Raw genomic sequence first — 24,150 nt, forward strand, 5'->3', positions numbered from 1 at the left:
TTTTATTATAGAAGAATTAGTTATTAGGAACAACGCTTCTATAGAATTTTAATTACAATGCTTCACATAAAGAACAAAATGTTACATGTATATTTTTTGAAATTAGGGTGGGAAAATCATCACCAATGTTATATGGTGTGTATATAGATATAAACACTATAACAGTTTCAAAAAGGTGGATGATGTTTATGAACCGATGGCAACAAGCATTTCGGCTATCAAAATTTGAATTAATACATTCAAAGAAAAGTATTTTAATCTTACTTTTTTTATTAGCGCCATATTCGTTTTTCTTGACGATGTCCATTAGTTCGTACTTAGAAGAACACTTTATGCTTTATGATATTTTCTTTTTAGTTACTTTTGGTGTTGCAGCCATATGGGCTAAACCGAAGGAATATCAGTATCAAAGAATCGCTGACGATATGTGGGCACAGCCGTTTACAGTCTTTCTTAACCAACTTCCTATTCCAAGAGAGATTGTGGTAAGAAGCCGATTTATTATTTATTTTATTTACTCACTTCCGTTCCATCTAGCAGTATTAGTGATCATGTATAGCTTTGCTCCTGAATTGCGACAAACGTTACCGCCCCTTGAGTTTATAGCATTTTCACTCATCTGGCTGAGCTTTGGGATCTGTTATGGAAGTGTATATCCCGCAAGTGATTCAGGAGATAAAGTCACGAATGTGAAGATGGCGTTTTACGCAGTAGTTTTATTAGGAAGTTTCACCTTATTATTATTCGCTGTTCCTTACCTCTCGAGTCATGGATTAGTGGGACTTACCATTTTGCTCGCAAGCAAATGGCCCATCGTTTCATCTGTAATATCCGTATTCGCAGCCGGTGTAAGTGTTGTATTTTGGATGAGATATATGAAAAAACATATAAATAAATTGGATTATTTTCAGTAAAGAAGGGAGGAAGCATTTAAATGGAACTTCCTATTAAGCTTTCTAGAGATTCCAGGGTTCCCATCTACCACCAGATAGAAGGACAAATTAAAGCACTAATTGTTAGTGGTAAGTTACCAGCAGGTTCACCTCTCCCTTCCATTCGAGCACTTTCAAAAGACTTAGAGATCAGTGTTATTACTACTCGGCGGGCTTATCAAGATTTAGAGTACGGAGGCTTTATCAAAACAACGCAAGGAAAAGGAACTTTCGTTGCTGAAGTGGAGGTAAAAAAAATGGAGAAGTTAGCAGTATCATCTGTATCTGAGGCGATTGAAAAAGGTGTAGAAACCGCTCTTCGACACAATTACTCAGTAGATGAAATTCGATCTGTGTTTGAAGAAGTGCTAGCAAGACTTAAAGATAACGATCGAGGTGGTAGTGAATGAAACTTTGTACACAAATTGAAAGAGTTGAGAAAACAGTGGATGATTTCACAGTTGGTCCAATAGATTTAGATATTGAACTCGGTACGATTACGGCACTAATTGGCAACAACGGTGCAGGGAAAAGCACACTCATAAAAATGATGATGAACCTAGTGAAACCGGACAACGGCCTATTGTTGCATTTTGGAACAAATATTAAGTCCAGTGAACATTGGAAACAAGAAGTTGCATATCAACCACAATCTGTTCTAGGTTGTGATTTGTTAACTGGTAATCATCTAAGAGATTTAATGGCACCCTGGTATAAAAATTGGGATCAAGAAATGTTTATGAATCTTGTAAAGACGTTTGAAATTGATCTCAATAAAAGGTTCATAAAAATGTCTAAAGGCATGGGTAAATATGAAAAAGAAGAATTAGCTTTTCGATATAAGCGCTATTGGTTTGAAGATGCATTGGGGATCGAAAGGATTCCTGGTGAGATCGACCGGTTGAACGATCGTTTGCTCATTTCTAATGATGTAGAACAAACTGACACATACTTGAAGAAAAACGAGATAAAAATTATGCAATCAGAGGTTTTAGAAGTAGAAGAAATTATAACTTACATGCTAATGGGGAGGTAAGAGATGATGAATGAACGCATATTAAAAGTAGAGAGATTAGGGAAATCGTTTAAAGATAAGAGAATTATTTCGGAAATCTCTTTTGAAGTACATCGTGGTGAGATCATGGGGATTCTTGGGCCAAATGGTGCAGGGAAATCTACAACGATCCGTAACATTATGGGCATTATGTATCCAGATGAAGGATCCATTCATTTTCATGGGAATTCTGAAATTCCTCGTCATAAAATAGGCTATCTACCTGAGGAGAGAGGTTTGTATAAAAACGTAAACGTGATGGATATCTTGCTTTATTTCGCTGAACTTAAAGATTATCCACAAAAGAAGGCGAAGAAACGTGCTCTGGAGTATTTAGAGAAATTCGGACTTGCTGGTAAAGAGAATACAAAGGTAGAAGAGCTGTCCAAAGGGATGGGGCAAAAAGTTCAATTGATCGCGGCGATTATTCACGAACCAGAACTGCTAATTCTAGATGAACCGTTTTCAGGTCTTGACCCTGTAAGCCAAGAGGTATTTAAAGAAGAAATTAAAGAACTTGCAGCCAATGGCACAGCGATTCTCCTTTCTTCTCATCAGATGAATATGGTCGAAGAATTATGTGATCGATTATTTATGATACATCGAGGCAAGAAAGTGATTTATGGTGCCATGGAAGATGTAAAGAGAGAATACGCAAACTTCAAATGTACGATTATAGGTGACAATCCTGAAGAACTGTTGCGTAATATCCCATCTGTTCATCGCGTTGAGAGTAAAGATGATCGAACGATTCTTTACTTAGAGCAAGACGTTCACATTCCAACCTGGCTTAGAGAGCTGCCAGGAGAGTTGAATGTATATGAATTAATAATCGATCGTGTATCATTGCATGAGATTTTTATTGATATCGCTTCTGATAAAAACATGATTGTGAAAGAAGGTGTGAAGCATGCGTAACAGCTGGAAAGTAGCTAAGTGGGAACTTAAGCGGAACATGAAAAATAAATCCTTTATCATATCACTACTCTTGACACCGCTATTATTTATCGTGTTCGCTAGTTTTCCGACACTCCTTGAAAAGCTGGAAGGAGAACCTGATTCAGAGACCGTAACAGTTTATGTGAAAGATGAACTAAATCTTTTTGATGAAGTTAATTCGTTGGTCAAATCTCAAGATTTATCTTGGAAGATGGAAGAAGTTACAAATGATTCAAAAAAGATACTTAAAAAGATAGAAACATCCGACAACCAAGCTTACGTGGCGTTGACCGAGAATGCAATAAAAACAGGAGAAGTGAAGGTCTTCATTAGTAATGAGATGCCTGAAACCTTTTCAAGTGAGGTGCAATTTCTAGAAGCTCCACTGCGTCAGGTGAAATATGATCAGCTAAATCTGTCACCAGAAGTCGTTCAATCGATAACAAAAGGAATAGAGATCAAGTCAGAAGACGCTTCAACAAAAGCTGGTTCAGGCGCTGAGAATCCGTCAGACAAACAGAGTGCGGATGACAGCTCAATGGAACGCATTATTCCAGGCGCATTTGCTGGTATCGTCCTTTTTTCAATCGTTATGACAGGTATGATGATCTTTCAGAGTGCCTCTCAAGAAAAGAAGGAAAAAGTAGCAGAGATTGTATTATCCTCTGTAACACCTGGAGACTTAATGCAAGGGAAAATTATCGGTTATTTCATATTAGGGCTCGTTCAAGTAGGGACTTGGCTATTACTTGTTGTTCCGATTGCAGCATGGAGATATGAGCTCCCGATCGTAGAATATCTCTTTGTACCTGAACTATTGCTATTGCTAGCGATCTCTATTGCAGGTTACTTGATGTTTGCTGCTATTTTCGTTGGTATTGGTGCAACGGTTGAAGATATGACAGCTACAAGCAATTTTCAAGGAATCGTGATGATGCTGCCGTTTCTTCCACTCATATTTATCGGCCCTATCTTGGCAAACCCAAGCGGCATCATCGCCCAAGTTGCCACATATTTTCCACTTACATCTCCAAGCATCCTTATCCTTCGCCTATCCTTATTGGATCAATGGCCGTGGGTTGAGATCATTATTGCATTAGTTATCTTGTTAGCTAGTATTTGGCTGTTGATGAAATTAGCAGGAAAGGTATTTAAAACAGGGATTTTACTTTATGGAAAAAATGCAACACCAAGTGAGATCTGGAAGTGGCTGCGTTACTAAAACAAATTGTTTAAGAAAACTCATTAAATTCATTAACAGGGAATGATGACGATGACAAAATTGTCTTTTAGTGGTTTAAAATATGGAGAAAGTGAAGTTGAAATAAAAATATTGGTGGATGTACAAAATGATTGGTTTGAGATAACGCATACCAGTAAAGTGTCACAAGTAATGAATAAATCAACAGGTGAGTATATACAAGTGAATCGAAATACTTTGAGATGTGATTTTGTTTCATAACCCGAAACTTATAAATGGAATGTGACTGAATAAATCAGTCACATTTTTTTGAATTTAAGTGTCTTGACAGTTGAGATTTTGGTCAATTAGCCATTTTCTATACTTTCACGAGAAAACATATTTAAGATATTCATCATTTCTCTTCCCAGTTAAGAGGTGGCTTGTTTAATTGTGGCTTGTATCCCAATTCTTTTGACGCAGCCACAATGAACTCTTTTCTAAAAAAGAAGCTTCTGTGGTAAACAATTTTATTATTTTCGACTTCTTGATATTGAATATCGTGTACAAGCTGACTTTGATCAGACTCCGCCAATACGACAATAACATGTTTACCCCATAGCTCACATTGGATAGCATGATGTCCGGGTAACCCAAATGCAAGTGAACCGTTTCTAATTTCGTCTTTATTCACTTCTAAAAATCCTAATGATGCTTCATAGTGTGCTTGGTCACTGATCAGTGAAAGCATTCCTTCTAGATCACCATGATTAAAAGCCTTTAGATAGGCTTGAATAATCTTTGATCTTTGAGGGGAAGCATTATAGTTCGATTTAATAGATTGATGTTTAGTAGTTTGTATTTTGTGTCTCATTCTTCGTACTGATGCATACACAGCACCAGGTGTTGTTTTTACAATACTAGCTATTTCGTCCGCTTGAAAACGAAATACCTCTAGTAAAAGAAACACTGCTGTTTGTCGAGGGGTAAACAGCTCATCTAACTGTTGAAGTGCTTCTTCTAACTCAAGACTGTCTGAGAATTCTTCAAATGCATCACTTTCTTCCGATAAAACGCCAAGTGTTCGTTTTTCTTTTCTGCAGAGGTCGATCCATGTATTTGTTGCAATGCGAAATACATATGATTTTAGATTGGTAGGATGCCATCTTGTATAAAGTCCTCCAAGTACTTTAAGCATCGTTTCTTGATACAAATCTTCACCATCCCAAGGTGAACCTGTGAGGTATCTGCAATAGTTCCATAATCCTTCACTATAATCGCGAATTTCTTCTTCAAACTTTTGTCGTAAATCGTTTGCTTGAGCCTGAAGTGTATGTGTTGTTGGCTGAGACATTTTTAAAACTCCTTTCTTTTACCGTTCACTATGTACAACGAATATTCTACTGAAAATTATACGCTTTTATTGAATCTTTTTTAAAAAAGTTAGTATTTAAGTGTGTTATTGTAAAGTTGGATAAAAGTTACATTTTTAAAGTGTAAAGGAGTAAGCTGTATGCAAAGGGTTACCTGTAATGAACGGTCTAGTTCGCTCTCAAGATCACTTAGACGGAATTCCAAACCATATGAATACACCATTCAAGGAAAAGAACAGATGACATACGGAGAGTGACGTGATGAAATTTAAACTACCTGAACCATTTATTAAAAAAATGAAAGGTGTTCATGGAGACGGAGCTAGTGCATGGCTAACTAATTTTGATGAATTAGTGGCTGACTGCGAAAAGCAGTATGATTTAAACATAAAACACCCCTTTGACCTTTCATACAATTTTGTTGCTCCGGCTAAAAGGAGTGATGGAAGTGAAGTGGTTTTAAAAGTGGTGGTTGATCAGAAAGAATTCGAAGCCGAGCTACTTGCACTTCAGCTTTTATCAGGTGAAAGTACAGTTAAAGTGTTAGCGTTCGAGAGGGAACGAGGCATTATGATTCTTGAACGAATACAGCCAGGACAAACTTTAGCAGAAATAGAAGAAGATGATAAGGCGACTTTAATTGCTGCCAATGTGATGAAGAAGTTAATGATTCCTGCCCCAGTTGATTCTAATCTTTCCACTGTTCTTGATCGTGAAAATAGTTTGAAACGAATCTATCAAAATTACAACAGTTATCAACCTGTTTCAAAAGCAACCATAGAAGAGGCTTTATTCATTACTGAAAAGTTAAACACTTCTATAGAGAAGCCATATTTACTTCATGGCGATCTTCACCACTACAATATACTAGCAAATGGAGATTCTTGGACTGTAATCGATCCAAAGGGTTTGATCGGAGATCGTGAATATGAGGTGGTTCAATATTTGCTGAATAAATTACCTGAACATGGAGTGGAAGAGATTACAGAAAAACGAATTGATATTTTTGTAGATGTACTGAATTTAAATAAAGAACGAGTTTTGTTAAGAACCTATTCACATGCTGTGTTAGCAACTTGTTGGACAATTGAAGATGGTCATGTGCAGGACAGCTTTTTAAATACAATTCAAGTCTTCAAAAGCTTAGTGAGGAAATACATAAATAAAGACGCACTCCTCTAGATTGAGAAGTACGTTTTTTTTTGGTATCAAACCACTCTTATGACAACGCTACCTTTCTTACGGCCAGTTTCAACATATTCATGAGCTTCTGAAACTTGCTCTAGCTCATAATAACGATCGATGACGGGTTTCATTTGACCTGATTCAATTCGTTCTTTTAAGAATTCTAGATCCACTGTACGCTCTTTTGCAATACCTTGCCCATCAACTGTTACGAATTTACCGTTTGCTTTTAATACATTTTGACACTTAGAGGTTGATAACTTGCCTACAGCATCAAAAATGATATCGTATTTTTTATCCGTTTTTGTAAAATCCTCTTTTGTATAATCTACGACATGATCAGCTCCTAATGATTTGACCAGTTCTAGATTGGTTGGACCGCATACGGCCGTTACTTCAGTATCATAATACTTGGCAAGTTGGACAGCAGCTGTTCCCACAGCTCCAGATGCTCCATAGATCAAAACATTTTGTCCCTTAAGGATCTTTCCTTTTCTCAAAAAATGTAGAGCTGTTGTTCCTCCAAAGGGAATGGCAGCGGCTTCTTCAAAAGTTACATTCTGTGGTTTATGGGTGACTATCCCGTCTTCACGTAGACATGTGTATTCTGCATGTGCGCCAAATCGCATCCCAGTCATTGCATAGACCCCATCCCCTTTTTTAAAGCGTGTAACATTCATTCCGATTTCTTCTACAACTCCTGCTAATTCAACACCTAAAATCGGTTTCCGTGGCCTTCTTATCCCTAAGAACAAACGCATGGGTAACCAGTATAAGAGGGGGCTGTTAAAACCACGAACCCTTACATCCCCAGTTGTTACAGTTGTAGCATGGATTTTAATAAGGACTTCGTTTTCTTTTGGAGCAGGTTTAGGGACTTGTTGAAGAATGAGCACTTGTGGCGTGCCATACTTCGTACATAATACAGCCTTCATAGAAAACCTCCTATTACATGTATTCATACATCTTATGTTCATTATTTGAACTAAAATGATAAGTTTAAAGGTTTTAGAAGGAAAAATAAGACTTTTAAGGAATGAAATATGAATCACAATTTTAGACTTACATGGAGGACAGCTTATGAATATACTGAAACGCTTTTTCTTTAAACGATCTAAAAACAACATCGGAGAGCTTTGTGGACTTATTGTGATTCTTACGATTATTCAATTTGTGGATTTTAAAAGTATTTGGGAGAAGCCCCTTAACTATATTTTAGTAATTTTAGGTAGTGCTACATTATATCGAATACTTGTAGAGATATTTGAAAAAATCCTTGGTGAAAAAAATAAAGTTGTAGGATCTCGATATACGTTTATTACAATCTTTGTATTTGTATTCCTGGTGAACTTTATTGATAAATAGGTGATGAATGTGACACTTTAGATAGTTTTTACACGGCACTTGCTATTGTTTTCATACAATATCGGTTTGAGCGAATGAAGTACAAAGGAACACCATTGAAACGAACTGGACGATTAATGATTGAAGCAATCATTTTTACGCTGATTCTGTTTTATGGAAGTAAAATATTTAATTAGTGGGTGAAGAATTGTGCCAGCTTACGGAAAATATCTACTTTATATCTTTGAACATAAGTTAAATGTTTTTATAGAATGCTGGAAGCTAGGACTTTATATTCAAGCGTTTACACATGATCTATCTAAGTTTCATCCAGCTGAGTTTTTTACATACGCAAAGAAATTTTATTCAGATGAAAAACCGAGTGAAGTGGAATGGCAATATGCTTGGCTTCATCATCAACATCACAATAAACATCATTGGAATTATTGGGTGGTCGATCAGCTTAAAAGAGAAGCGGTTCCGATTCCCCGAAAGTATGTACTTGAGATGATCTGTGATTACAAATCTTTCTCAAGAAGATGGGGAAGGAAGCAATCAGGACCAACTATATCGGATCGATTGATCGCCAATCTTCTGACTGATCGTGTAATTCTGCATCCGGACACAAGGAAAGAATGTGCACAAATAATTGAAAATTTGGAACCCGAGAATGCTCAGAAATCAATCTGAGTATTTTTTATTGAAAATAATTGTAAAATATTGCAACTTTTCTTACAGTTAAAACGTGGTTGATATGAAAGGGGGAGCGGTTGTGCAACTGGAGGATGTATATAAACACTATATGAATGATCTGTACCGCTATTTGTATTCTCTTTCGAAAAATCACCATGTTGCGGAGGATTTGGTGCAAGAAGCATTTTACCGAGCATATCTAACTTTGGCAGACTATGAGATTAACAATATTAAAGCTTGGTTGTTTAAAGTCGCGTACCATGCATTTATAGATCATCAAAGAAAGAATAAAAAAACGATTCTTACTGATGAGATTAAAGAAAATGTAGATATGATAGAAAATACACCGGAGAGTAAGATGCTAGAAAAGGAATCATTTTTATTATTAATTGAGGATTTAAAGTGTTTAAAAGAGATCGAAAAACAAGCGGTTCTCTTGTGCGATTTGAATGAACTTAGTTATCAAGAAGCAGCTGAGATTTTAAACATAAAGCTGAACACATTAAAAAGTCATATTTCAAGAGGTAGAAAAAAGCTAGTGGAACGTGTTAAGGAAAGGATGAACCTAGATGAGCGACGAGCATAAACCAGATCAAAATAATGACGAAAATCTATATAAAGCTTACATGATGAAAACGAAGAACGACATTCATACCTCACCAACTCTTTCTGAAGAAGAGCAAAGAGAGATCATTCGAGTAGGATCGAATACAGCTCGTAATGCAACCGTTATGATAAGCCTAGCGATCTTGCTTCTTATTCTTCCTCTCATGACATTAATCACTTATTTGTATTATGGTATTGGTGGTAAAGCGAACACGATGATTGACGTAGTAGGAAAGACGATATATGTAACCGAACCTAATATTAGTTTAGAAGAGATGGAGATCGAGAGCGAGATCGGCTTGTTTTCCATGAATGTTAAATTTGATACGTTTAAGCGTATTGGTAGTGAAGATTATTTAGCTGAAAAGGTGGATGTATATTTCGGATTAGATGAGCCTAAATTTCCTGAAAAAATATCTTTCTTAGAACAGCTTCCACCGATGGGCTATGGAATTGATGTGGTGAAGGATGGTCAGAAAATGTATCATCCCGATGCAATGGTTCCATTTAATACACCCGAAGCATGGGATGTGTTAGATGGTCTTCCTGATGGTACTGTAGCAGAAGCATACCTTTCGTTTTCCCAATTAATTAACCCTGATGATATCGATGCTTTCTTACCGAAAGAAACGGAAATTCGCTGGTTGGCGGTTGATACAGGATTAGAAGCGGAACAACTGGACAAAGAAGGTGTTCCGATCACTCCAATCGGCTATCCGGCACAGGTCGATACGACCACCTGGTCACCTTTTAACGGTAGAGATCAAACGAATGAGGAAGTATTTCTCGATATATTAAAGTTATTAGAGAAAAATGAAGAAACTGCAGAAGTTGTATCCAAAATAAAATCACTTGAAATAAAAGAGCGTCGTAAGTATGTGGAAGACAAAGGGATTCACATTTATGGAGCGGTTGTAACCGGACCCATTCCAGAGTTAAGAAAATTAGAACAGGTGAAAGAAATTCGAGCAGCAAAAGTAGGGGAGATAAAATTATGGAATTTGAAATAAAAAAGAAAAGGAAAAGAAAGCTGCAGACGTTAACAGGATTTATTTCTTTTATAATTGGATTACTCGCTCTAGCTGTATTAAACATTGGACTATTAATAGAAACGGTGGATATACCTGAATTATTTCTATTTCCCTTACCTTTACTTGGGGTTTTCTTAGGAGTAGTTGGGTTGGTTACGAAGAATCGATCCAAACAGTTCGCATGGTGGGGAATAGGAATCAATGGATTTATCCCAATTTTCTTCATAATCATGATGGGATTATCATGGACCATTAACGCTAAACCGTAAGTTCCAGTGAGGCAAAGGATCTGAAGTGTCAGATCCTTTTTTCTTTTACTAATCAATTGTAGGGCGTAACCAAAGTTTAGAAAAATCAACATATCCGAAATGCTTAATGTTCACGTTCATCAATTCAGTAGAAAAAGGAATGTACCTTTTTTGATAATATAATGGAATCATAATGGCTTCATCAATAAGTTCCTTTTCGACTTCAACATTCAGATTCGTCCATTCTTCAAATGGCGTGTGAACATATTGAGAGATGCGTTTTTGCCATTTTCTATTTTTTCCTAAAATTAAAGGGAGTGGAGCAAATCCATTTGTTAAGAAAAAATAGAAAGATAGATCTTGATTCAGCTCGAAAATTTCACCATGTATAAACATGTCTGTTTGATCTGTAAGCTGTTTATTAAAAATAGCGTCTTCAAAAGATACTTTTATAACTTTAACTGGAATGTCATATTGAGCAAACGTGTCGAGAAGCCATCTTGAAGCTTCTTCTGTATGCTCAGCTATCCTTATGATAAGAGGTTCTGCAAATTCTGGCCGGACAGTTCTCGGTATTGAATAGGGTAGGCGATTTCCAATCATGCAGCTGTTGTCATTAGGAATGGCTCTTGACTCATACTCTCGTATTCTATGACGGTTCATTGCTAGAATTTGATGGATGTATTGCCGTACTTCCAATTTAGCTATCTGTGATTCTTTACGGTACGCATTCATAATAAGCACACCAAATCCTGAATCACTCTCTACTTGAAAGGTTTCATGATGATCTGGTTCCATAGAGGAGTGGTAAACGATTGGAAAGTCTTTCGGAACTTTTACGAACTCAACCGCATCAAGTAAAGGCCGTTCTTGGAAATGTTCTTTAAAAGCAACAAGCGTTGTTTTTTGATCAGTGTCTTCTTCGACCAAGAACCCTCCAGTCCCATATATTCTCCCTTTGCTTTCTTTGTAAATACTCGATGTCATCATACTCAACAATGGGAGAATGTAGCTGCAGCCTCCGCTGTATAAAATATCAACTACAAGTGGAGCTTTGGATACGATTTCATCAATCGGTGTCCATAAATCTTTATTTTGCTCATGAAATCGAAGCTTTTCTAAACAGTTGATAACATCTGTTGCTGTTAAAACAGAGCCGTCGTGAAAACAAACGTCTTTTCTTAAATAAAGTCGTAGTTTCGTAGGTGAAACATCCCAGCTGTGAGCAAGTTCAGGTAGGATTTCTCCTTGATCGGTTAACGATACGAGTCGGTTAAATACATTCGATACCATATTTGCGCTATGAGCGTCTGCGGCATCTAATGGGTGGAGGGTTCTAAACGGAAAGCGCTTTGGAACGACGAGTTTGTCTTTCGCTTTCTGTACGAAACCAAATTGCGTATGAAATTTGTTCATCAATCTTATCTTCGTATCCGTCGACCAGTCGTACATCAAATATTTACTGCTGATTTCAACCGGTTCATGATCCAACTTGAGAAGCACTTCATCTTCAAAGTTCTCCTCGATATTTTTCAGCCATTGAAGACGTGAGACATTTCCTCTTCCACGACCTGGGATAAAAGTTAACCATCCTTCATCGTTCCATTTTTTTAAGTATCGTGTAGTTTGTTTCTGGCTGATCTGAAGTGCTTCAGCAATCTCTTCTGTTCGTATATGACCTGATGGAAAGTATCTCCATAGAATGAGAAGTTTGTTATCCATGTTCTCCTCCCGTTTAAAAGTAGACATGTTTTATTTAATTGTCTATTTTTATCATTTGTAGTCTAGTTTAATATTACAATACAGAGAAGGAGGGGACAACATGGGATGGAGAGAATACCCCCAAAATATTAAAGTACGGTTGATTACATCGTTCTTTAATCGAGCTGTTTCTTCGGCCGTTATGCCATTTATGGCCTTATTCTTTGCAACTGAAAAGGGCAAAGTTTGGGCAGGAACATTTTTAATTTTAACAGTAGTCATCGGATTCATTGTCAATTTAATCGGTGGTTACATTTCGGATCGTTTTCCCAGGAAGAAAGTGTTGATGACAACATCTTGCTTAAACGCAGTCATGTTTTTACTCATGACCGTTAGCTTGCTGCCTGAACAAAATTGGATCTTGCTCTTTGCACTCGCTTATATAGGATTCACTATTACAAGTAGTCTAGGCAGACCTGCCATGCATGCGATCATTATGGATTCGACGACACCTGAAAACAGAAAAGAAGTATATACGCTTGATTATTGGATGATCAATCTGTCTATGGCAATCGGTGCTGCTTTGGGTGGATTGCTTTATGTAAGTCACCAGATTGAACTTTTCGTGTTGTTAACTGTTACTTCAATCAGCATTCCCATTGCTTATGGAATTTGGCTCTGTGATGAGTTCACTGGCTTTTTGAAGAAAACGCATGAAAATGTTTTTCTCGACTTGTTTCAAAACTATAAAGTGGCTTTAAAAGATTCTGCATTCGTGAAAGTGGTTATCGGTGGAACCTTCATCTTTTCAGCGGAATTTACATTAAACAGTTATATTGGGATTCGTTTGGCTGAAACCTTTGAATCTTTCCACATTGGTAATTTTGAGATCACTGGCGTTCGGATGCTCAGTATGTTAAACATCCAAAACATGTTGATGGTTGTTTGTTTCACGTTCTTAATCAATCGGGTTATGGATCGTTTTTCTAAGAAGAATGCTTTATTGATTGGGTTGTTGTTATACGGGATCGGTTACGTGACCGTTACGTCAGCAAACGCTTGGTATGTATTACTTCTATTTAACGTGATTGCTACAATGGGTGAGTTAATCTACTCTCCCATTAAAGAAGCGGAAAAAGCTAACATGATACCTAGCGATAAGAGAGGATCATACTCTGCTTTTGCCAATGTTTCATTCAGTGGAGCAGATATGTTAGCGCGTTCGACGATTATCTTAGGGGCCTTTTTAGTACCAGTGATGATGAGTGTGTATATGGGAGTCGTGATCATAATCGGTGCGTTTTTCATGTATTCTGGACTCTTCTTAAGAGAAAAGCTAACAGAAAAAGCTGTGAAAAAAGAGGTAGTTGCGCAAGTTGTGAAGTAAAGATAGTTGAGAAGAGGAAGGTTAACAGATGACGTCCACCTCAAGTGAACAAAATTACTCTTTGTTCGATCGGTATGTACATCCATCATTCATTACGAGGTAAATACAAATAATTACGTGGTAAATCTCAATAATTACGAGGTAAATTAATTTAATTCCGTATATAAGATTATTTATCCGATTTTCGATAAACTTTGTCAAGCGCATTGAGATTGAAACCAGCAAGAAGAAAAGAAAAGAAGCTTGGAATCAATTCCAAGCTTCAATTATTTATGAATTGGATTCTTTAACCGAAGCGATCTCGATCTTTTCTACAAACATGTTGAAAACGCTGCGTTTTTCTTCAAGTTTTTTCAGCTGTTGCTTCAAATCATTGTACTTTTCTTCAAAAGGTTGTTGATAGGTTTTCTTGATGTTCTTGATCATTTCTTCATTGATGGTTGATTGGATGACTTGTTTCGTGATTCCAAATTTATAAGAATAAAGTTGAAGTTCTGTTTTAACTTTGTCGTACTCTTCATCTATTTCATTCTTTTGTTGCTCAATCTCATCTTTCCATTCTAGTAGAGCATCCTTTACATACGGCTCCATGTTTTGCCTCCTTACAGTGTTCGTATTTCTGTCATTACTTTTTTATGTACTCTATACACTATTAAGAGAGAATCACTCATTTATGGGGGTATTTTCACTCGTTGACTAAATTTTTCCATCAACATATCATTGATTTAACTATGTAATCAAAGAGCAGATAGAAGAAGCGATTAAAAGCAGATTCAAATGTAAACAAGTGCAGCCATTCGCGCTGCAGAACAAAAGAACTAGCCATGACTGGTTCGGGTTTAAGTATATTTCTCGAAATTCAGCACAACCACTTTTTATTCATATCATGTGAAAATTGTGAATTTGTAGAGGTGTATGATCCTAGTGTTCTTGAAGGAAAAAAGAACAGTTGGGGTCTGTACTTGATCTTTTATTCGGATAAAAACTCTAAAGAGGTGTTGTGAAGCATGCCGGTATTTGGATGGATTTTTCTTGTAATCGTGCTGGGCGGAATCATTGTTGGTTCTTTTGTTCATAAGTATCGTTACCGTAACATGAATCTCATCTATACTGCATTTGGTCAGGAAAACTATTTTAATGTCATAGCCAAACTTAAAGCTGATGGTGTGGCATATAAAGTGAGAATTCCGGGGCAGGCATTTGGTGATAGAGAACGGCCGGTAATTGATAACACGCAATACGACATTTACGTCAAGAGAGCAGATGCACATCTAGCAGCGGATGCTCTTAGAAAGTAAGGGGATGAAACGATAGTGAAAACTTTAAATTATGTGGAAACCCAAGAGGAACTGAGGCTTATGCTCGGAACTCCAAGTCTTAGGGGGCAGAATAAAGTTATTTCTAAAATAGATGAACATTGCAAAGACTTTATCGCTCATTCACCATTTTTAATTTTAGCTACGTCAGATCATGAAGGGAACTGTGATAGTTCACCTAGAGGTGATGCTGCAGGTTTTGTACATGTGATAGATGATCACCATCTCGTGATTCCTGACCGACCAGGGAATAAGCGGGTTGATTCAATGTTTAATATTCTCTCAAATCCAAAAGTAGGCTTACTATTTCTAATACCAGGAATGGGTGAGACGCTACGGATTAACGGTAAAGCAGCTGTTATTAAAGATGAAGAATTACTCAAAAAAATGGAAGTAGGCGGAAAAGCGCCACTTCTAGGAATTCTTGTTAATGTAGAACAGTGCTATATGCACTGTGGGAAAGCGTTTAAACGATCAGGACTTTGGGAACCTGAACGTTGGGAAATGAAAGAATCTCTCCCGAACGCTGCAAAGATTCTAGCAGCTCATGTAATCTACCTGAAATGACTGAAGAAAGAATAGCAAATGACCTAATTGAAGGCTATAAGAACAAGCTTTACTAGTTGGAAGTCTTATAGGAAACTTTCAAAAGCACTGCATGTACAGTGTTTTTGAAAGTTTATACGGTATTCTTTGGTTTTAACAACTCAAGTAAAGAATCATTTAATGTATATATTGAACTCTGCATTACGGTATGTATAAACATTTCTTTTAATAAAGAAGCGGATTCAACCAAACTATCACACGTTATATCTTTTGGATAAGTTGAAAGGTATTTCTCTAGAAAGTCACTATTTAACGAGGCGTAAGCTTTAAACTGATGAAGTTTTTTGTCTTCATTTATTGCCTGAACGATTAACGTATAATCTCTCATCGACTCTAGCATCTTTAGTGCGTATACGAAATTATCGCGCTTCAACTCTTTCTCTAATCTTATGAAACAATAAATAAATTCGAAAACAGGATCTTCGAAAGTAGCATACTTTAAGGGTTTGTTTGAAAAAGCTCTATCCTCTTTTCCCATCTTCTCAGAGACTAAGCCTGTCTTGTCCAAAACTACTTTCCACAACGGAGATCTTACACTCAATGAATTCCTTGGAAGGATTGAAACGTTGAATTCCAACGAGTTTTCTAGAATAACAATTAATAGATAAATATTTTTTGAAAACTGCTTCTCTTTAATGATAACGGGTTTCAAACCCTTGTAAAATTGTTGAATATGATCTTTCGCTCCAATGACTTCATCCTCAGATGACGTAGCTATCATTAGATCAATATCCGAGAATTCGTCTTTGTATCCCGTTACACCAGAACCTAATTGAACAACACCTTCAACCATAGGCAGTACATTTAACATATCGATCGTTCGCTGAAAATAATCATCTCTTTCTGTTGGAGTATACATAAGACACCTCACATTATTTATATGCTTTTTTAATATTAACATAATTTGTAAAATACTGTAACAGTAATCAACAACTTCCACATGCAACAAAGTTTACGAGATCACACCTAAAAAACAATAGTTACCCGATCATCGAAATACCGGATAACTATTGCTTATATTTTTTAATATAGTGGTGGGACACTCTGAGGATGGTTAAATACATTCTCAGGATCATATTTTGTTTTTACTCTTTGTAGCCTAGCAAAGTTTGTTGCCCAATAAGCTTTACCGAAGTTTTGTATGTTTTCATCTGGGACGTTTACATAAGAACCTACTGTATAAGGTTTTAACTGCTGACGCACAGACTCGACTGATGCAAGACTACTCGCTTCCTCAGATTTATCAACCCACGTTGCGTTCCATTCTGTGTAAAACAACGGATCACGCCAATAGAAAGCTGTTTTGTCTTTTGGCACACTGCTGATTGCACCGCCCCAATTGGTAAAGTAGAAATTGGTTTCTGTTCCAGGTGCTTCTTCTAAAAACTGTTTCATTACCTTAATGGGTTCTTCTGGCCAAAGACTAGTCGCCCAAGAAGAAGAAAATTTAAAGTTTTGATCAGCATAAGGTGGTTCAGGTGGATCAAGGAATTCGATACAGTCTGGGTAGAAGAGCGTTTCTATAACTACTTCTGAAGGTGTCCCAGCATTTAGTAAAGGCTGCAGGATTTGAATCAATTCAGGTCTTGAACCTAAGAAAAGGCCAGTTACTTGACATAATCCATTTACTTTGCTGAAAATCTCAATATAACTGCCCAATCGTGAATCTACAAACGGCATCAAATTCTGCCATGCTTCAAATACGGTTTCGAGCTGTTCCCATGGCCAAATAATGTTAAAGACCGTTGCGGTTTCAGGTGCACGATGAACTTTAAACGTATATTCCGTATTGAATCCAAACGTACCTCCACCGCCTCCTCTAGAGGCCCAAAACAAATCTTCGTTGCAAGTTGGACTGGCTTTAAGAATCCGTCCTTTTGCATCTACGGTCTCCAGTGCAAGAAGGTTATCTGATATGACACCAATTGTACGTGAGAGTAACCCGAACCCTCCACCAGTAGTGATGCCTCCGATTCCAACTGTCGGACTATCGCCAAAGACAGCCAAAAAACCTTCTCGAGCAAGACCTTTTACAAGAGGTCCGACCCGAATTCCAGGTTGGACAGTAGCGATTCCCTTTTTCTTATCTAAGTGCACTTTATTCATATCACCTGTGTCGATAACGATTCCGCCCTTTACAACATTGAACTCTTTGTCAAGAGCATGTCGGCCACTTCTGACCCTTAATGGAACATCGTTCTCTCGAGCCCATTTAATTGCATTGCTGACGTCACATGCATTTTGTGCGAATACGAATACAAGAGGATATGTGTTGACATAAGGGTTCCAGTTTCGAACGGCTTCATTATAGCCAGGGTCACCTTTAAAGATTATTCTTCCTGTTAACTCTGTAGATCCCATTAATTCCACTCCCGGCAAAGACGTATTTGTAGTTATATAAATGTATGCAGGATATGGATAGTCGGTTAAAATCTTTTATGAAGCTGAGCTCAGTCAGACAAAAACTTTTAAGGAGTATCTTAGAAAAAGAATGGAATGTGAGTTAAAAAAAGTGATGAATAAGGGAATGCTATAACTAAAGTTAAATATAGGTTAATGCTTTATAAAAGCAGTTCATTTGGTAAAAAAACATCTACATGATATCATTTCCAATTATAGTTTTAGAAAAGGAGGGGAACCGTGCAACGATTATATAACAGGCACCATTGGTTAGCGAAGATGGTAGCAGCTGACCCTGGATATGTGCGGTTGCAACAAGCTGGAAGAGCGACTGTTAGTTTAATTCTTGCTGTATTCACTACCCTTCTTATCATGCGATACACCGGTCACTCTGGAGGTATCACACCAGCTATTGTTTCGGGTATGCTTGGGTTGATGGGCATCATGGTCGTAATGGATGATACAAAACAAGAGATGAGAGTAACCACGTTATGGCTAGGTGTTTCAGCTATGATGGGCATTACAATCGGTTCTCTTGTCGCTAACAATGCGTATTACATAGATGCAGTTTTAGTGTTAAGTGTGTTTAGCAGTTTTTATTTCTCAAGGTATGGTACACGCTATTTTTCCTTGTTCATGATCTTTTTTATGACCGTTTATTTTTCCTCAGTTTTAAAGTTATCGAGTGACCAGTTGCCTTGGTTTTATGTTGGAATATGGTTCGGCGTAGCTTATGCCTTTATCCTTAATTTCTTCTTGTTTCAAGATACGGCGAAAAATTTAAAAAGTAGTATTCATTCGTTTCATATACAAAGCAATCTGACTCTTAACCTCTTGATCGAAGCCATGCAAGATAAAGAATCCAATACTCAGCGTAAGAAAGAATTAGAGAAGAACGTTGCCAAACTAAGAGATTACGCTCTTATTGTTTCTGGCTATATCAACGAGAATGATGTGAGGAAAATATGGCCAGGTCTCTTGCCGAACCAACTTCGACTATATGTGTTTGATACAGGCATGTTGATTGAAACGTTAGTTGACTCGGTTCGAGGATTAAAAACAGCAGATGCTCTACATGTTGAAGAGATCAAACAATCACTCATTGCTGTGACGGTTGCTGTTCGTGATGCTGAAGTACTCGCTCCACATGTGAAAAAACAAAATATTCTCCCTGCTGAAAAATCGGTTCAGCAACTTCGAATGTTAATCATGAAACTTTTTGAACGAGAAGAGCCTCCACAAGGATGGATCTATCTTATCCGCCGAATTGAATCGATCGCTAATCACGTGATAGAAGGTGCTGTAACGATACAGCAATCTCTCTATTTAGAGTCTGTAGATAAAAAAGAAGAAGAGACCGTCGATAAAGTGGGCGAAGAAGATACGAAAACAGAAGACAAAGCGTTAAAGCCCTCTACTAAAAAAGCATATCAAGCACTTGTAGCAGCAATTCTATCTATTATCGTTGGTCTGATCATCTCACCTGCACAGCCATATTGGGTTCTGCTTACAGCATTTGTTGTTCTACTTGGAACGGAGTCCATCGGACGGATTTATACGAAAGGATATCAGCGTTCTTTAGGCACGATCATAGGAGCTGTTATCGGTTTTGTCCTTGCTAAATTTCTTTCGGGACACACCGTTTTGGAAGTCATCTTTCTCTTTATTGTTGTTTTTCTAGCGTTTTATTTAATGACCGTTTCCTACACGTTAATGAGTGTTTTTATTACTATGCTTATTGCGTTTATGTACGATCTTTTATTAGGTGGTATTACGTTTTCACTGATTGGAGCCAGAGTTCTTGATACGGTTGCAGGGGCATCCATAGCGTTAGCTGTCTCTTATTTGATCTTTCCGAAGAAAACGAAAGTGAAGGTAGCTGAATCGATCAACGAATTCTTAGAAGAACTCGCTCCTTTTGTCTCCGAATACGTTAGAGGGTTTAGAGAAGACGTAAACGTTAAGGATCTGTCAGAAAGTGCGTTTAAGCTCGATACGAAACTTCAGACGATCAGGGATGAAGCGCAATCCTTTCTCCAACGCCCAGGATCACCAATATACGCTGATATGGTAAGTTGGATGACGAGGTTAGCTGCTATCAATTATTACGCAAAACATTTGGTCGCTTCTGCTTACAGAAAAGGATTTGATTACCCTGAAGAACTACTCGAAGGATTTATACAGATCGAGACGAAAATAAAGAACAATATTGATTCATTAGCTAATCTTGTAACAGAGAATGAAGGTGAATATGTTCTTCAAACATTAGAAGAAGAACGAGAAAAGTTCGAGCGTCTTGCGCCAAGCCGTAAGCAATCTCAGCGTGATCTAATTCATCACCTCTATTATGTATGGCGCATCAACCAATCCATTGTTGAGCTAGGAAATGAGTTGGGAGGAGTAATAGAGCACCAAAATAAAAATAAGTAATAGATGTACAAAAGGAGATCATTTCGTGAAATCGAAACGCAAAGTAATTTTGTATATTGCTTCAAGTGTAGATGGATTTATCGCAAAAAAGAATGGTGATATTGATTGGTTATCTGTTGTTGAACGTCCTGGTGAAGATTATGGCTATGAATCATTCATTAATACTGTAGATACGGTGATCATGGGAAGAAAAACGTATGACAAAGTGTTATCATTTGGAATTGAATTTCCTCATAAGAATAAGGATTGTTATGTCATCTCGAGAACCAAAACCGGCAATGATGAAAATGTTACTTTTTTTGGAGGGGATGTTAGTAATCTGATTCAGGAGTTAAAGAACAAAGAGGGAAAAAACATTTTTATTGATGGTGGATCAGAAGTTGTAAGAGAGCTTAAATCACGTAATCTAATCGATGAATACGTGATTTCTTATATTCCAATCATGCTAGGTAATGGAATTTCGTTATTTCAAGAAACTAAAATCGACACTAAGCTGGAGTTGGTCGATAGTAAAACCTTTGAATCAGGCTTGGTACAGGTAATCTATAGAACGGTATAAAACGGAGCAGCAACTTTAGAGTTGCTGCTCTTCATTATTTAAAGGGGAATCTGGAAGGAATCACATAGAAAATAAAGAAGTTAGTTTGAGCATAGATAGGAGGTACAATATTAATGAAATCGTTGAAATCAATAGATATTCAAAGAGCATCTCAAGAAGACCTGCAAATGATTATGAGTCTATTAAAAGAATGTGCACAATGGTTGAAAGATAGGAATATTGATCAATGGGGATTTTTGCTCGGTGGTGGTGAAGATACAGAGATCAAAAGTGCAATTGAGAGAAACGAAACATATAAGGTTACAAGGAATGAACAGCTGGTTGCTACATTTACCTTATCAATAGAACAAACAGAGTGGGACGAGCATATATTTGGAAAAGATGAAGTCCATGATTCTCTCTATATACACCGTTTAGCTGTGCGTCCGTCATTTATGAACAAGGGGATTGGTAAAGAAATTGTGAATTGGATTCAAGCAAATGTTGAACATGGTAGAGAATATATCAAGTTAGATTGTGTAGCAAATAATATTAAATTAAACCAGTTTTATGTTGAAAATGGATTTGAATATATTGGTGAGTTCGATAATCATAGTAAATATATGAAATTGCTTCATAGGAGGAAAGATGAGAGAAACTTTTGATCAATTTTACAAAGAGTATATAAAAAGTTGGAGAAACTTTTCTATCAAAGGTATAGAGGATGTTATTTCGTCTAAATACACAGCTCGGGAAATTAGAGGCAAGGATGTTTATGATTTTGGCTATGAAGAATCAATTGATGGATGGAATCATGCATTTAAGGAATTAGGTGAAAAGCGAGCTGTGTGGATTCTAAAAGAAGACGTAATCTTACCTTTAAAAGATGATGAAGTGATGGCAATTCTTTGGGCATCTCTAATTGTTAATGATAAACCAATTGAAACGGCTAGTTTATTTTTCCAGACTTTTAGCTGGGAAAATGATAGCTGGAAATTGGTCAGAAGCTACATTGAGGCAGGGTTATCGATAGAAAAGATGTTGAGTATAGAGATCACCTCAAAAGAAAGGTAAGATTCGGTTATGAACTTTTCGATAATAGCTGCTATGGACGAAAATAGAGTGATAGGCAAAGACAATGATTTACCTTGGAGGTTGCCAAAAGATTGGAAGTACGTACAAAAGATTACGATGGGAAAAACCATCGTTCTAGGTAGGAAAAACTTTGATTCTATTGGTAAAGCCCTGCCTGGAAGGAAGAATATTATACTTACGAGAAAAAAAGATTTCTCACCCCAAAATTGTATCGTTGTCCATTCTATTGATGAGGTATTGAAGGCGTGTGATGGTGATGAAGAAGAAGTCATAATTTTTGGAGGAGAGGAAATCTATAGGCTGTTTATGCCGATGGTAACTAAAATGTATCTTACAAAAATTCACCATGCCTTTGAAGGAGATACTTTCTTTCCCGAATTCAATGAAAGTGATTGGAAAGAGGTTTCTAGAGTCAAAGGAATCCAGGACAAAGAAAATCCGTATATCTATTATTTTCATCAATACGCTAGGGAATTGTGAAAATTCAATTCAATTCATTTCACTAACATCTTACATTAAATCAGATAAAAACAAACTTGACAGAAATTTCTAATCATCTTATTATTAGTAAAAGTTTTCCATCGTTTAAACGTGATGATTAGGAGTAGTAAGGATCGAATTGTTGTTAAGAGAGCTGCAGATTGGGTGCAATGCAGTCAACATATATCCTGAACTTGCCTAGGAGTGGACAGACTGAATGAAGTCTGCACGGTTAACCCCCGTAATCAGGTTCTGAGGTTTGCATGGATTTTTTGCAAACAAAGAAGAGTGGTACCACGTTAGGAATAGCCTATCGTCTCTTTATCGAGATGATAGGCTTTTTGTATTTAGGAGGAGAAAACAATGAGTAAGGATTGTTTTATTTGCAACAAACATAAAGGCACTATTGATACAGCTGGTGTAAAAATATTTGAAGATGAATATGTTTATGTGGGCCATATCGATAAAGGTGTTCGCCCTTCTTACCTAGGGCATATCATGATTGATCTGAAGCGACACGCACCAGGTCTTGGTGATCTGACGATTGAAGAAGCCAATGCATTCGGTCAGATCATGGCTCGACTGAGTAAAGCAGTGAAAGAGACAGAAAATGCTGAGCACATTTATGCGCTCGTATCAGGTAATTCTGTTGCACATCTGCATATGCACATCGTTCCACGTTATCCAAATACACCAGAAGAGTACTGGGGACCGAATGAAGTATATAGTTGGGCAGACGCTCCGTTTGGAATGAATGAAGATATAGTAAAAGTTTGCGAACGAGTGAGAAATTATTTGGAGGAGAATAGTGATGAAGACTAATATGACGTGGGTTGGAAGCGATAAAACATTTATAGATGAATTAGATGTAACACGAGTACAAAACGTAACCGTGGGCAGGTTTGGAGGAAATTCTCAAGCTGGTTCATATAAAAATGAAGATGGATGCTTAGTATGGGCGAACGAAGTAGAAAATTGGGAGTTTACAATGGTACTTGATGGTCATAAGACAGCCCAAAGTGTTGAACTGGTCCTAAATCACTTTGAAAAAAATGAGGATGAAATTAAGTCTGTTCTCTCTGAATCTGCAAGTGTAGCTCTTAAAAAGCTAGATTATCTTATACTCGATATCTTTCAAGATCCTGATTTTATGGATTCTTGTCGAAAAACAACAGGTGAAACAGCTTGTCTGATCGTTGTTCGAAAAGAAAAATATTTATGGTGGTTCTCAATTGGGGATTGTATTCTTCATCTTTTCCATCCAGAGCTGATTGTGCTAGGTGAGAGACAGCTTGTTCAACGAAGTTTTTATGAGTGGGTGGGTGAAGTGAACACATTTGAACTTCCGGTTCCTTGTTATCGTTCAGGTAAGAAAGAAATGAGAAAGGGACTTAACCAAATTTTCATGACGACTGATGGGCTGACTGAATGTCCGGGTGTTCCATATGAAGATGCGGGAGAGGTCCAAAAAGTATTGAGCGATAACGGTGTGGAAAAAGGCGTTCGATTCCTATTAGAAGAAATAAGAAGAAATAGTGTAAGAGATAGCACGACCATCATTGCGTGGTCTGTTGATATAGAGGAAACAGCTAGTATGCCAAGTGATCTGTAG

General features: G+C 37.2%; 28 protein-coding genes, 1 pseudogene and 1 other annotated feature. Of the genes and pseudogenes, 23 read left to right on the forward strand and 6 right to left on the reverse strand.

All coding sequences use genetic code 11. The annotated features are described in order from the left end of the window. Window positions 1-188 precede the first annotated feature (188 nt). The 6 genes from H9648_RS07715 to H9648_RS07740 are packed head-to-tail and all read left to right on the forward strand — an operon-like array spanning window position 189 to window position 4,387. Window positions 189-914, forward strand: coding sequence for a hypothetical protein (locus H9648_RS07715; RefSeq protein WP_191753332.1), 726 nt, complete (start codon window positions 189-191; stop codon window positions 912-914). 20 nt (window positions 915-934) lie between these two features. After that, window positions 935-1,342, forward strand: coding sequence for a GntR family transcriptional regulator (locus tag H9648_RS07720; RefSeq protein ID WP_066394544.1), 408 nt, complete (start codon window positions 935-937; stop codon window positions 1,340-1,342). Further along, window positions 1,339-1,968, forward strand: a complete 630-nt coding sequence (locus H9648_RS07725; RefSeq protein WP_191753333.1) for an ATP-binding cassette domain-containing protein — start codon at window positions 1,339-1,341, stop codon at window positions 1,966-1,968. Before H9648_RS07720 ends, H9648_RS07725 begins: the two co-directional genes overlap by 4 nt. Window positions 1,969-1,974: 6 nt before the next feature. Then, on the forward strand, window positions 1,975-2,904 hold the full coding sequence (locus H9648_RS07730) for an ABC transporter ATP-binding protein (protein ID WP_191753718.1): 930 nt from the start codon (window positions 1,975-1,977) through the stop codon (window positions 2,902-2,904). Next, window positions 2,897-4,147, forward strand: a complete 1,251-nt coding sequence (locus H9648_RS07735) for an ABC transporter permease (protein ID WP_191753334.1) — start codon at window positions 2,897-2,899, stop codon at window positions 4,145-4,147. Before H9648_RS07730 ends, H9648_RS07735 begins: the two co-directional genes overlap by 8 nt. Window positions 4,148-4,198: 51 nt before the next feature. Continuing rightward, complete coding sequence (locus H9648_RS07740; RefSeq protein WP_191753335.1) at window positions 4,199-4,387, forward strand: hypothetical protein; 189 nt, start codon at window positions 4,199-4,201, stop codon at window positions 4,385-4,387. 133 nt (window positions 4,388-4,520) lie between these two features. Here the strand turns inward: H9648_RS07740 and H9648_RS07745 are convergent, their stop codons facing one another. Next, on the reverse strand, window positions 4,521-5,459 hold the full coding sequence (locus tag H9648_RS07745; protein ID WP_191753336.1) for a sigma-70 family RNA polymerase sigma factor: 939 nt from the start codon (window positions 5,457-5,459) through the stop codon (window positions 4,521-4,523). A gap of 280 nt (window positions 5,460-5,739) precedes the next feature. Between H9648_RS07745 and H9648_RS07750 the strand changes: the two genes are divergently transcribed. After that, window positions 5,740-6,660, forward strand: coding sequence for an aminoglycoside phosphotransferase family protein (locus H9648_RS07750; protein ID WP_191753337.1), 921 nt, complete (start codon window positions 5,740-5,742; stop codon window positions 6,658-6,660). A 26-nt stretch (window positions 6,661-6,686) separates the two neighbouring features. On the opposite strand, the gene H9648_RS07755 is transcribed toward H9648_RS07750, so the two are convergent. Beyond that, window positions 6,687-7,598, reverse strand: a complete 912-nt coding sequence (locus H9648_RS07755) for an NAD(P)-dependent alcohol dehydrogenase (RefSeq protein ID WP_191753338.1) — start codon at window positions 7,596-7,598, stop codon at window positions 6,687-6,689. A 145-nt stretch (window positions 7,599-7,743) separates the two neighbouring features. Between H9648_RS07755 and H9648_RS07760 the strand changes: the two genes are divergently transcribed. The 5 genes from H9648_RS07760 (at window position 7,744) to H9648_RS07780 (ending at window position 10,606) form a co-directional block, all read left to right on the forward strand. Then, window positions 7,744-8,028: a hypothetical protein gene (locus tag H9648_RS07760; protein WP_191753339.1), complete on the forward strand. Its 285-nt coding sequence runs from the start codon at window positions 7,744-7,746 to the stop codon at window positions 8,026-8,028. 189 nt (window positions 8,029-8,217) lie between these two features. Continuing rightward, window positions 8,218-8,697 (forward strand): DUF5662 family protein, encoded by a 480-nt coding sequence (locus H9648_RS07765; protein ID WP_318243500.1) that lies wholly within the window; start codon window positions 8,218-8,220, stop codon window positions 8,695-8,697. Between the two features lie 82 nt (window positions 8,698-8,779). After that, a complete protein-coding gene (locus H9648_RS07770; RefSeq protein ID WP_191753340.1) occupies window positions 8,780-9,286 on the forward strand; it encodes a sigma-70 family RNA polymerase sigma factor in 507 nt (168 codons plus the stop codon). Next, on the forward strand, window positions 9,270-10,316 hold the full coding sequence (locus tag H9648_RS07775) for an anti-sigma factor (RefSeq protein WP_191753341.1): 1,047 nt from the start codon (window positions 9,270-9,272) through the stop codon (window positions 10,314-10,316). The genes H9648_RS07770 and H9648_RS07775 overlap by 17 nt, the downstream gene beginning before the upstream one ends. Further along, window positions 10,301-10,606, forward strand: a complete 306-nt coding sequence (locus H9648_RS07780; protein WP_191753342.1) for a hypothetical protein — start codon at window positions 10,301-10,303, stop codon at window positions 10,604-10,606. The genes H9648_RS07775 and H9648_RS07780 overlap by 16 nt, the downstream gene beginning before the upstream one ends. Before the next feature lie 48 nt (window positions 10,607-10,654). Here the strand turns inward: H9648_RS07780 and H9648_RS07785 are convergent, their stop codons facing one another. Next, window positions 10,655-12,307, reverse strand: coding sequence for an ABC transporter substrate-binding protein (locus H9648_RS07785; protein WP_191753343.1), 1,653 nt, complete (start codon window positions 12,305-12,307; stop codon window positions 10,655-10,657). Between the two features lie 100 nt (window positions 12,308-12,407). Here H9648_RS07785 and H9648_RS07790 point away from each other — a divergent pair, with 100 nt between their 5' ends. Beyond that, window positions 12,408-13,673, forward strand: a complete 1,266-nt coding sequence (locus H9648_RS07790) for an MDR family MFS transporter (RefSeq protein WP_191753344.1) — start codon at window positions 12,408-12,410, stop codon at window positions 13,671-13,673. A gap of 270 nt (window positions 13,674-13,943) precedes the next feature. Here H9648_RS07790 and H9648_RS07795 read toward each other — a convergent pair whose 3' ends face one another. Further along, window positions 13,944-14,264, reverse strand: coding sequence for a hypothetical protein (locus H9648_RS07795; protein WP_191753345.1), 321 nt, complete (start codon window positions 14,262-14,264; stop codon window positions 13,944-13,946). Between the two features lie 233 nt (window positions 14,265-14,497). Here H9648_RS07795 and H9648_RS20670 point away from each other — a divergent pair, with 233 nt between their 5' ends. From H9648_RS20670 to H9648_RS07810, 3 genes and pseudogenes are all read left to right on the forward strand, one after another. Next, on the forward strand, window positions 14,498-14,677 hold the full coding sequence (locus H9648_RS20670; protein ID WP_225218800.1) for a zinc ribbon domain-containing protein: 180 nt from the start codon (window positions 14,498-14,500) through the stop codon (window positions 14,675-14,677). Between the two features lie 3 nt (window positions 14,678-14,680). After that, the gene (locus H9648_RS07805) at window positions 14,681-14,971 is read left to right on the forward strand and encodes a hypothetical protein (protein ID WP_191753346.1); all 291 of its coding nucleotides are present in this window, start codon (window positions 14,681-14,683) and stop codon (window positions 14,969-14,971) included. 60 nt (window positions 14,972-15,031) lie between these two features. Beyond that, window positions 15,032-15,612: pseudogene (locus tag H9648_RS07810) on the forward strand (pyridoxamine 5'-phosphate oxidase family protein). A gap of 56 nt (window positions 15,613-15,668) precedes the next feature. Here the strand turns inward: H9648_RS07810 and H9648_RS07815 are convergent. Further along, window positions 15,669-16,454, reverse strand: a complete 786-nt coding sequence (locus H9648_RS07815) for an aminoglycoside 6-adenylyltransferase (protein WP_191753347.1) — start codon at window positions 16,452-16,454, stop codon at window positions 15,669-15,671. Between the two features lie 164 nt (window positions 16,455-16,618). Then, entirely contained in the window at window positions 16,619-17,956 is a 1,338-nt protein-coding gene (locus H9648_RS07820; protein ID WP_191753348.1) for an FAD-binding oxidoreductase, read from the reverse strand. A 279-nt stretch (window positions 17,957-18,235) separates the two neighbouring features. On the opposite strand from H9648_RS07820, the gene H9648_RS07825 reads away from it, so the two are divergent. The 7 genes from H9648_RS07825 (at window position 18,236) to H9648_RS07855 (ending at window position 24,150) form a co-directional block, all read left to right on the forward strand. Next, window positions 18,236-20,425 carry an FUSC family protein gene (locus H9648_RS07825; protein WP_318243501.1) on the forward strand — a complete coding sequence of 730 codons (2,190 nt, stop codon included), beginning with the start codon at window positions 18,236-18,238 and terminating at the stop codon, window positions 20,423-20,425. A gap of 25 nt (window positions 20,426-20,450) precedes the next feature. Next, window positions 20,451-20,984 (forward strand): dihydrofolate reductase family protein, encoded by a 534-nt coding sequence (locus tag H9648_RS07830; RefSeq protein ID WP_191753349.1) that lies wholly within the window; start codon window positions 20,451-20,453, stop codon window positions 20,982-20,984. A gap of 113 nt (window positions 20,985-21,097) precedes the next feature. Then, window positions 21,098-21,628, forward strand: a complete 531-nt coding sequence (locus H9648_RS07835; RefSeq protein WP_191753350.1) for a GNAT family N-acetyltransferase — start codon at window positions 21,098-21,100, stop codon at window positions 21,626-21,628. Further along, window positions 21,612-22,037, forward strand: coding sequence for a flavoprotein (locus H9648_RS07840; protein ID WP_191753351.1), 426 nt, complete (start codon window positions 21,612-21,614; stop codon window positions 22,035-22,037). Before H9648_RS07835 ends, H9648_RS07840 begins: the two co-directional genes overlap by 17 nt. Before the next feature lie 9 nt (window positions 22,038-22,046). Further along, window positions 22,047-22,538 carry a dihydrofolate reductase gene (locus H9648_RS07845; RefSeq protein WP_191753352.1) on the forward strand — a complete coding sequence of 164 codons (492 nt, stop codon included), beginning with the start codon at window positions 22,047-22,049 and terminating at the stop codon, window positions 22,536-22,538. A 105-nt stretch (window positions 22,539-22,643) separates the two neighbouring features. After that, window positions 22,644-22,862, forward strand: a binding site (T-box leader). Window positions 22,863-22,901: 39 nt separating this feature from the next. Further along, the gene (locus tag H9648_RS07850) at window positions 22,902-23,360 is read left to right on the forward strand and encodes an HIT family protein (RefSeq protein ID WP_191753353.1); all 459 of its coding nucleotides are present in this window, start codon (window positions 22,902-22,904) and stop codon (window positions 23,358-23,360) included. Continuing rightward, window positions 23,350-24,150, forward strand: a complete 801-nt coding sequence (locus H9648_RS07855) for a PP2C family serine/threonine-protein phosphatase (RefSeq protein ID WP_191753354.1) — start codon at window positions 23,350-23,352, stop codon at window positions 24,148-24,150. Before H9648_RS07850 ends, H9648_RS07855 begins: the two co-directional genes overlap by 11 nt.

Source organism: Fictibacillus norfolkensis (genome assembly GCF_014836645.1).
GTDB lineage: Bacteria > Bacillota > Bacilli > Bacillales > Fictibacillaceae > Fictibacillus > Fictibacillus norfolkensis.

Bases quoted from the DNA above. Each gene is read 5' to 3' on its own strand.
- H9648_RS07755 (WP_191753338.1), bottom strand. From the start codon at position 7,598: ATGAAGGCTGTATTATGTACGAAGTATGGCACGCCACAAGTGCTCATT.
- H9648_RS07805 (WP_191753346.1), top strand. From the start codon at position 14,681: ATGCCGGTATTTGGATGGATTTTTCTTGTAATCGTGCTGGGCGGAATC.
- H9648_RS07775 (WP_191753341.1), top strand. From the start codon at position 9,270: ATGAGCGACGAGCATAAACCAGATCAAAATAATGACGAAAATCTATAT.
- H9648_RS07785 (WP_191753343.1), bottom strand. From the start codon at position 12,307: ATGGATAACAAACTTCTCATTCTATGGAGATACTTTCCATCAGGTCAT.
- H9648_RS07845 (WP_191753352.1), top strand. From the start codon at position 22,047: ATGAACTTTTCGATAATAGCTGCTATGGACGAAAATAGAGTGATAGGC.
- H9648_RS07790 (WP_191753344.1), top strand. From the start codon at position 12,408: ATGGGATGGAGAGAATACCCCCAAAATATTAAAGTACGGTTGATTACA.
- H9648_RS07815 (WP_191753347.1), bottom strand. From the start codon at position 16,454: ATGTATACTCCAACAGAAAGAGATGATTATTTTCAGCGAACGATCGAT.
- H9648_RS07760 (WP_191753339.1), top strand. From the start codon at position 7,744: ATGAATATACTGAAACGCTTTTTCTTTAAACGATCTAAAAACAACATC.
- H9648_RS07715 (WP_191753332.1), top strand. From the start codon at position 189: ATGAACCGATGGCAACAAGCATTTCGGCTATCAAAATTTGAATTAATA.
- H9648_RS07855 (WP_191753354.1), top strand. From the start codon at position 23,350: ATGAAGACTAATATGACGTGGGTTGGAAGCGATAAAACATTTATAGAT.
- H9648_RS07780 (WP_191753342.1), top strand. From the start codon at position 10,301: ATGGAATTTGAAATAAAAAAGAAAAGGAAAAGAAAGCTGCAGACGTTA.
- H9648_RS07820 (WP_191753348.1), bottom strand. From the start codon at position 17,956: ATGGGATCTACAGAGTTAACAGGAAGAATAATCTTTAAAGGTGACCCT.
- H9648_RS07735 (WP_191753334.1), top strand. From the start codon at position 2,897: ATGCGTAACAGCTGGAAAGTAGCTAAGTGGGAACTTAAGCGGAACATG.
- H9648_RS07720 (WP_066394544.1), top strand. From the start codon at position 935: ATGGAACTTCCTATTAAGCTTTCTAGAGATTCCAGGGTTCCCATCTAC.
- H9648_RS07795 (WP_191753345.1), bottom strand. From the start codon at position 14,264: ATGGAGCCGTATGTAAAGGATGCTCTACTAGAATGGAAAGATGAGATT.
- H9648_RS07740 (WP_191753335.1), top strand. From the start codon at position 4,199: ATGACAAAATTGTCTTTTAGTGGTTTAAAATATGGAGAAAGTGAAGTT.
- H9648_RS07745 (WP_191753336.1), bottom strand. From the start codon at position 5,459: ATGTCTCAGCCAACAACACATACACTTCAGGCTCAAGCAAACGATTTA.
- H9648_RS07750 (WP_191753337.1), top strand. From the start codon at position 5,740: ATGAAATTTAAACTACCTGAACCATTTATTAAAAAAATGAAAGGTGTT.
- H9648_RS07850 (WP_191753353.1), top strand. From the start codon at position 22,902: ATGAGTAAGGATTGTTTTATTTGCAACAAACATAAAGGCACTATTGAT.
- H9648_RS07730 (WP_191753718.1), top strand. From the start codon at position 1,975: ATGAATGAACGCATATTAAAAGTAGAGAGATTAGGGAAATCGTTTAAA.
- H9648_RS07840 (WP_191753351.1), top strand. From the start codon at position 21,612: ATGAGAGAAACTTTTGATCAATTTTACAAAGAGTATATAAAAAGTTGG.
- H9648_RS07835 (WP_191753350.1), top strand. From the start codon at position 21,098: ATGAAATCGTTGAAATCAATAGATATTCAAAGAGCATCTCAAGAAGAC.
- H9648_RS07725 (WP_191753333.1), top strand. From the start codon at position 1,339: ATGAAACTTTGTACACAAATTGAAAGAGTTGAGAAAACAGTGGATGAT.
- H9648_RS20670 (WP_225218800.1), top strand. From the start codon at position 14,498: ATGACTGGTTCGGGTTTAAGTATATTTCTCGAAATTCAGCACAACCAC.